The organism is Okeania sp. SIO2B9 (genome assembly GCF_010672505.1).
GTDB lineage: Bacteria > Cyanobacteriota > Cyanobacteriia > Cyanobacteriales > Microcoleaceae > Okeania > Okeania hirsuta.
The window spans coordinates 1-1,693 of the sequence record NZ_JAAHGK010001491.1; the positions used below are offsets into that span (position 1 = coordinate 1).

1 protein-coding gene is annotated in these 1,693 nt (G+C 37.3%); it reads right to left on the minus strand.

What is annotated here, in order from left to right; all coding sequences use genetic code 11:
- Positions 1 to 30: 30 nt before the first annotated feature.
- A complete protein-coding gene (locus tag F6K13_RS31960) occupies positions 31 to 1,647 on the minus strand; it encodes a GAF domain-containing protein (RefSeq protein ID WP_287289720.1) in 1,617 nt (538 codons plus the stop codon).
- Positions 1,648 to 1,693: the final 46 nt, after the last annotated feature.

The following is a 1,693-nucleotide window of genomic DNA, read 5'->3' on the forward strand; positions in this document are numbered from 1 at the left end:
TCTAAGTGGTTAGATTTAGCCCTTAGAAAACTAACCTTCCTTGAGACGTACTAATTCACTTACAGACTTACCTTCTAGTATCTCTGTGTCACTGATTCCTAGTAAATGTCTAGCACTTTCATTTGTCGCAATAACTTTGCCTTTTTGATCCGTAGATATTACCCCGTTGGTCAGACTCCGTAGAATATCCCTTTGTCTTTGTTGCTCTTGTTTGACTGTATCAAATAATTTAGCATTTTGGAGGGCTACACCTGCTTGAATATTAAAGGCCCTCATAAATTCTAAATCGTTGCGATTAAAACTAGCTTTCCACTGCTCTGGTGCTTCAGGCCAGTTTGCATGGTTATATGGTGGATAATCTCCCTGTTTCTTTTTATTAATTAGCTGAGTTACACCAATTAATTCATTGTCAGCATTAAAAACAGGCATACACAACAAACTACAGGTACGATAACCTGTTTTTTCATCTGTTTCCTTGGCTGTAACTGAGTGGGTATCTTTATAAACGTCAAAAGGAATGAGTAGTGGTTGGCCAGATTTTGCAACCATACCAGCAAAGCCTTTATCTTTAGCAATCCTGATTTCTATTAGCTGTCCATTAATCGGGATTTTTGTCCATAGTTGATTTTTATCGTTATCTATGAGCCACAAGGTACTGCGGTCTGCGTTCATAAGTTCCTTGGCCTGCTCCATGACTTTTCCCAGAGTATCTTCTAAGTCTAGACTACTTTTGCTGAGGGAGTCTACAGCTTTCATTAAAGCTTCTGCTGCTCTCTGTCTTTGAGTTGCTGAATAAAATGACTTAGAAGATTCTAGAATTAGACTAATGGAAGGGGCAAATTCACGAAATACTCTTTCATCTTCTTCAGTAAATCCCTTTTTATCTATTTTTTCTCCTAGTTGTTCATATTGTTCGTGGCCTTGTTTTAACTTGTTGAGGAGTTGGACAACTGCGATTAAATCCCCTGTTTCTTCTTGCAGTAATGGCATTACTACCATAGTATAGGTACGATATCCATTCTGTTTGTCAAATTTTTGGGCTGAAGCTGAACGTGGATCGTTATAGAAATCGTAGGGTATGTTGATTACTTTTTTCTCTTGAGCTGATTCTCCTGCTATTCCTACATTGGCTGAAATTCTTAACTCTAATAGTTTTCCATCAGCTCCTTTAGCTACTGTTGACCAAAGTTCACTTTTTTCTTCATCTAATAACCAAATTGTTGTCCGGTCTGCGTTCAATAATTCTCCTGTTTTGAGAGTAATTGAGCGCAACATTTCATGTAGAATTGCATCAAATCCTTGAGCCTCTAACAAATTATTGAGCATCCCCAAAGTGCGATTAACTGTCTTTAGCTTTTCTTCAACATCTTTAACTCCTTCGACAAAGTTTTCTTTTGTTAGGGCAGCTAGATAGCTTGAAAAGCTAGACCCAGGATGAACTAATGCACTACTTTCGTTGACTCTTGAATTACTTTTGGGGTTATTCCTATTATGACGATTATTTTCTGGACTATTATAAGTATTATTGTTATCAGAGTAGCTTTGAGGGTGAGACACCTGATTGTTAGGACCCTCTATAACTTCCACATCCTCTTTTTTTGGGATTGTGTACTCTGTTGCTATTTGGTTTGGAGATGCAGATGTCATAACGCTTTAATTAAATATTTAGATGCTCTTTACTATTAAGGCTTTT